The sequence below is a fragment of the Streptomyces thermoalcalitolerans genome (assembly GCF_039525155.1).
Classification (GTDB): Bacteria; Actinomycetota; Actinomycetes; order Streptomycetales; family Streptomycetaceae; genus Streptomyces; species Streptomyces thermovulgaris.
On sequence record NZ_BAAAHG010000028.1, the window covers coordinates 71273 to 77352 of the forward strand.

A 6080-nucleotide genomic window follows, 5' to 3' on the forward strand; every position below is an offset into this window, starting at 1 on the left:
CGTCAGCCGGTCTTCTTCCGGTGGAGGAGGGCGGTGATGTGGGCCGCGGCCGAGGAGAGGTGGCGGCGTGCGTCCCGGAGCTGGGCGGCGGTGATGCCGTGGTCCCGGGCCGCATCGCGGATGTCGTCGCGGAAGCGGTCGAGGAGACGCTCCAGATCGCGGGCCGGGTCACCGGTGAAGTCCTCATGTGCCCAGGCCGGTTCGTAGTCGGCGGGGAAGTCCTTCGGGGTGTCGGAGTACTCCACGCGTGACGCCGTGCGGCCGAAGGCGCGGTCCTTGCCGAAGTCGCTGAACTCCTTGGCCAGTTCGGCCAGGCCCTCGCGCAGGCCGGTGGGCCAGTCGCCCCGGGCGAAGTGGCTCTGCACATGCTCCTGGACCCGCCGGGTGATGCGCTGCAGCTCCTCCTGCGCCTGGGCCCACGCCTGCTCCTGAGCCTCCTTGGCCTGGCGCCGGGCCCGCTGGGCCTCCTCGCGTGCTCTGCGGCTCTCGTCCTTGGCGCGCCGGGTCTGCTCCTTCCACGCCTGCTTGATCCGGCGCATCTCCTCCTTGGCGGCCTGCCAGGCCTCCTTGTCCTCGAAGCCGTCGTACTCCCCGGTGCCCTGCTGGGCCCGGGACGCCGCCGCGCGCATCTCGCGCCGCAGGTTGCCCGCCGCACCGCGCACATCGGCCCGGATCTCCGCGGCGAGCTCGGCGACCGACTCGCGGATCTCCAGTTCCAGATCGGCCAACTCGTCGCTGCGGTCGGCCAGTTCGGCCCGGCCGGCGTCCGTGATGGAGTACACCTTGCGGCCACCCTCGGTGGTGTGGGTGACCAGGCCCTCGGCCTCCAGCTTGGCCAGCCGCGGATACACGGTGCCCGCCGAGGGCGCGTACAGCCCGTGGAAGCGCTCCTCGAGGAGCCGGATCACCTCGTAGCCGTGGCGCGGGGCCTCGTCGAGCAGCTTGAGCAGGTAGAGGCGCAGGCGGCCGTGGGCGAAGACGGGAGGCATGTCAGAGCACCTTCTTGTCGGTCGTGCCGTCGGTCGGAGTATCGGTGGAATCCTCGTCCGGCCGGGTGTTCCGTGGCCCCGTCTCCCGCGGTTCGTCCTCGGCCGGCGGGCGCCGCAGCAGGGCGATCGAGCCGGAGACGGTCGTCGCCTTCAGCCTGCCGTTGCCCTCGCCGAGCCGTCCGGTGATCCGCTTGGCGCCCCACTGACCGGTGACCTTCAGGTCCTCGAAGGCGTTGGACACCGCCCCGCTGGCCGTGTTCGCCTCCACGCGCGCATCCGCCGGGTGGGGCAGCCGTATGGCGATCTCGCCGGAGACACTGGTCAGACTGACGTCGGTGGGGCTGCCCGCCGGATCGAGGTCGACGATCATCGAACCGCTCACCGAGTCGGCCCGCACCGAGGAGCCGGCGCCGTCGACCACCGTCAGATCCCCGGACACCGAGTTGAACCGCAGGGGGCCCGAGAGGGCCTGCGCCTCCACGCTGCCCGACACGGTGTCCGCGCGCACCGGGCCGGTCAGGCGCACCAGGGTCGTGTCACCGGAGACGCCCTTCACCACCGTGCGCCCGTCGATTCCCGAGACCATCGCGGCGGCCCCGACCACCCCGAGCTCCACCCGTGTGCTCGACGGAACGGCCACGGAGACCACGGCACTGCGCTGCCAGCCCTTGCTGTCCAGCCACTTGAGAAAGCCCTTCCAGGGCAGGTCCTCGTACGCCACGGTGAGCGTGCCGCCCTGCTGGGTGATCATCAGAGGCGGTCCCTCGATCTCGGAGATCTCCAGGCGGACGGAACTCCCGTCCGTGCCCATCACGTTCACCGTGCCGTTGACGATGCGGACGTTCAGCTCGGTCACCGGCTCGTCGAAGGTGAGCTTCCTGGGCTCGCCGACGGACCACTCGGACATGGTGGAGACCTCCCCGTCATGGGACGCAACACGTCATATCGCGTCGCCTACTGAACACGATATATCGTGCTCTTGGGAAGTCAAGACACTCGTTCCGGTGAGGCGAGACCTGTGCTGTGACGTCTGCTGTACGGCACCTGCGATACGGCACTCGTGACGTGACGCCTGTGATGCGACATCCGCGACGCGGCGTCTGCGGTACGGCGTCCGGGACACGGCCCCGGTGACCACGACGCCCCCCTGCGACTACGGCGGCCCTTGCGGCATACGACGTCCGGGCGTCCGGGGCGTGCCGGCCGGCCCCGAAAAAGCAGCAGGGCGCCCCCGAGGGACGCCCCATGCAGCCGCCGACGACGCGCGCGGGCCTCTGCTCGTCGTCCTCCGGCCGTTGTTCAGCTGTCCTCTTCCGTCGTACGGCCGTCCGCCGTGGCCGTCCGCCCGGTCGTCAGTCGTCGTCCTCGTCGTCCAGCCGGGCCAGCCAGGTCGCCAGCCGCTCCACCGGTACCTCGAAGTCCGGGTTCAAGTCGACGAAGGTGCGCAACTGCTCGGCGAGCCACTCGAAAGTGACCTCCTCCTGGCCCCGCCGCTTCTCCAGCTCTTCGATGCCACGGTCCGTGAAGTACATGAGGTCAAGGATAGGTGTGCCGAAGCGGCCGGGCCGCACCCCGTCCAAGGGGTGCGGCCCGGCCGTGCACGACCCGCAAGGGCGCTTACGCCTCGAACACCTCGCGCACCAGCTGTTCCTGCTCCGCCTGGTGCCGCTTCGCGGACCCCACGGCGGGAGAGGAGCTGTGTGGACGGGAGATACGGCGCAGCCGCTCGCCGGGCGGGATGTCCGCGCCGACCGCCAGGTCCAGGTGGTCGATGAGGTTCAGGGCGATGAACGGCCATGCGCCCTGGTTCGCCGGCTCCTCCTGGGCCCACAGGTACTTCTCGGCGTTCGGGTACTTCTTGATCTCCGCCTGGAGCTCGGCACCCGGCAGCGGGTACAGCCGCTCGAGGCGGATGATCGCCGTGTCCTTCACGCCCCGCTTCTGCCGCTCGGCGTCGAGGTCGTAGTAGACCTTGCCGGCGCAGAAGACGACCTTGCGCACCGCGTTCGGGTCGACCGAGGTGTCGCCGATGACCGGCCGGAACTGGCCCGTGGTGAACTCTTCCGTCTTCGAGGACGCCGCCTTCAGGCGCAGCATCGACTTCGGGGTGAAGACGACCAGCGGCTTGTGGTGCGGGTTGTGCACCTGCCACCGCAGGAGGTGGAAGTAGTTCGACGGCAGGGTCGGCATCGCGACCGTCATGTTGTTCTGCGCGCACAGCTGCAGGAACCGCTCCGGGCGGCCGGAGGAGTGGTCCGGGCCCTGGCCCTCGTAGCCGTGCGGCAGGAGCAGGACGACGCCGGAGGTCTGCCCCCACTTCTGCTCGGCGGAGGAGACGAACTCGTCCACGACCGTCTGGGCGCCGTTGGCGAAGTCGCCGAACTGGGCCTCCCACATGACGAGCGCGTTCGGACGGGCCAGCGAGTAGCCGTACTCGAAGCCCATCGCCGCGTACTCGGACAGCATGGAGTCGTAGACGTTGTACCGGGCCTGGTCCTCGGACAGGTACTGCAGCGGGGTGTAGTCCTCGCCGGTCTTGCGGTCGATGAGCACCGCGTGCCGCTGGCCGAAGGTGCCGCGGCGGGAGTCCTGGCCGGCCAGCCGGACCGGGATGCCCTCCAGCAGCAGCGAGCCGATGGCCAGGGTCTCGCCCATGCCCCAGTCGATCGCGTCTTCCTCGATCATGGCGGCCCGGCGCTGCAGCTGGGGCAGCAGCCGCGGGTGGACGGTGAAGCCCTCGGGGATGTTGACCTGGGACTCGGCGATGCGCTTGATGACCTCGGTGGAGACGGCCGTCGGGACCGGGACCGGGAAGCCGTCCTGCGGGTCCTGGGGGATCGCGGGAATCGGCTCGGAGGCGGTGGTGGCCTCGCGGACCTCGGTGAAGACCTTCTCCAGCTGGCCCTGGTAGTCCTGCAGGGCCTGCTCGGCCTCCTCCATGGTGATGTCGCCCCGGCCGATCAGCGACTCGGTGTAGAGCTTGCGCACCGAGCGCTTCTTGTCGATCAGGTCGTACATCAGCGGCTGGGTGAAGGCCGGGTTGTCCGACTCGTTGTGACCGCGGCGGCGGTAGCAGATGAGGTCGATCACCACGTCCTTGTTGAACGCCTGGCGGAACTCGAAGGCGAGCCGCGCCACGCGGACGACGGCCTCGGGGTCGTCGCCGTTGACGTGGAAGATCGGGGCCTCGATCATGCGGGCCACGTCCGTCGCGTACATGGAGGAACGCGAGGACTCCGGGGCGGCGGTGAAGCCGACCTGGTTGTTGATGACGATGTGGAGCGTGCCGCCGGTGCGGTAGCCGCGCAGCTGCGACATGTTCAGGGTCTCGGCCACCACGCCCTGGCCCGCGAAGGCCGCGTCGCCGTGGATCGCCACCGGCAGGACCGTGAAGTCCGTGCCGCCCTTGTTGATGATGTCCTGCTTGGCGCGGGCGACGCCCTCCAGGACCGGGTCCACCGCCTCCAGGTGCGAGGGGTTGGCCACCAGCGAGACCTTGATCTGGTCGCCGTCGAGTCCGGTGAAGGTGCCCTCGGCGCCCAGGTGGTACTTCACGTCACCGGAGCCGTGCATCGACTTCGGGTCGAGGTTGCCCTCGAACTCGCGGAAGATCTGCGCGTACGACTTGCCGACGACGTTGGCCAGGACGTTGAGGCGGCCGCGGTGGGCCATGCCGATGACGACCTCGTCCAGGCGGGACTCGGCCGCCGAGTCGAGGACCGCGTCGAGCAGCGGGATGAGGGACTCGCCGCCCTCCAGGGAGAACCGCTTCTGGCCGACGTACTTCGTCTGCAGGAAGGTCTCGAAGGCCTCCGCCGCGTTCAGCCGGCGCAGGATGCGCAGCTGCTCGTCGCGCTCCAGCTTGGCGTGCGGGCGTTCCACCCGGTCCTGGATCCACTTGCGCTGCTTGGGGTCCTGGATGTGCATGAACTCGATGCCGACCGTGCGGCAGTACGAGTCGCGCAGCACACCGAGGATGTCGCGCAGCTTCATCATCGTCTTGCCGGCGAAGCCGCCGACGGCGAAGTCGCGCTCCAGGTCCCACAGGGTGAGCCCGTGCTCGGTGATGTCGAGGTCCGGGTGCTTGCGCTGCTTGTACTCCAGCGGGTCGGTGTCGGCCATGACGTGGCCGCGGACCCGGTAGGCGTGGATCAGCTCGAAGACGCGGGCCGCCTTGGTGACGTCGTCGTCGTGCGAGGCGTCGATGTCCCTGAGCCAGCGGACCGGCTCGTAGGGGATGCGCAGCGCCTCGAAGATGTCGTCGTAGAATCCGTGCTCGCCCAGCAGCAGGTTGGCCACGGCGCGCAGGAACTCGCCGGAGGCGGCGCCCTGGATCACCCGGTGGTCGTAGGTCGACGTGAGCGTCATGACCTTGGAGATGCCGAGCTTGTTCAGGGTGTCCTGGGAGGTGCCCTGGAACTCCGCCGGGTAGTCCATGGAGCCGACGCCCATGATCAGCGACTGTCCGGGCATCAGACGCGGCACCGAGTGGACCGTACCGAGGCCGCCGGGGTTGGTGAGGGAGACGGTGACGCCGGTGAAGTCGTCCATCGTCAGCCTGCCCTCGCGGGCGCGGCGGACGACGTCCTCGTAGGCCTGCCAGAACTCGAAGAAGTTCAGCGTCTCGGCCTTCTTGATGGCGGCCACGACCAGCTGGCGGTCGCCGTTGGGCTTGACCAGGTCGATGGCCAGGCCGAGGTTGATGTGCTCCGGCTTGACCAGGGTGGGCTTGCCGTCCTTCTCGGCGTACGACCAGTTCATCGACGGCATCTGCTTGATGGCCTGGACCATCGCATAGCCGATGATGTGCGTGAAGGAGACCTTCCCGCCGCGGCCCCGCTTGAGGTGGTTGTTGATGACGATGCGGTTGTCGAACAGCAGCTTCACCGGGACGGCGCGCACGGACGTGGCCGTGGGCATCTCCAGCGAGGCGTTCATGTTCTTGGCGACCGCGGCGGAGGGGCCGCGCAGCGGCACGTACTCGGGGCCCTCGGGTGCCTCGGCGGCGGGCTTGGCCTCGGCCCTGGCGGCCGGCTTCGCGGGCGCCTGGGGCCGAGCGGCGGGCTTCGCGGCCGGAGCCGGCGTCCGGGC

Annotated in this window: 4 protein-coding genes; all 4 read right to left on the reverse strand. The window is 69.6% G+C overall.

Annotated elements, in window-relative coordinates:
- Positions 1-2 precede the first annotated feature (2 nt).
- The gene (locus ABD224_RS17285; RefSeq protein ID WP_344050694.1) at positions 3-989 is read right to left on the reverse strand and encodes a PadR family transcriptional regulator; all 987 of its coding nucleotides are present in this window, start codon (positions 987-989) and stop codon (positions 3-5) included.
- Between the two features lies 1 nt (position 990).
- Positions 991-1896, reverse strand: coding sequence for a DUF4097 family beta strand repeat-containing protein (locus tag ABD224_RS17290; protein ID WP_344050697.1), 906 nt, complete (start codon positions 1894-1896; stop codon positions 991-993).
- Positions 1897-2341: 445 nt separating this feature from the next.
- A complete protein-coding gene (locus ABD224_RS17295; protein WP_067391436.1) occupies positions 2342-2521 on the reverse strand; it encodes a DUF6104 family protein in 180 nt (59 codons plus the stop codon).
- Positions 2522-2606: 85 nt separating this feature from the next.
- On the reverse strand, positions 2607-6080 hold a 3474-nt coding region (locus ABD224_RS17300), incomplete at its 5' end, for a multifunctional oxoglutarate decarboxylase/oxoglutarate dehydrogenase thiamine pyrophosphate-binding subunit/dihydrolipoyllysine-residue succinyltransferase subunit (protein WP_344050700.1).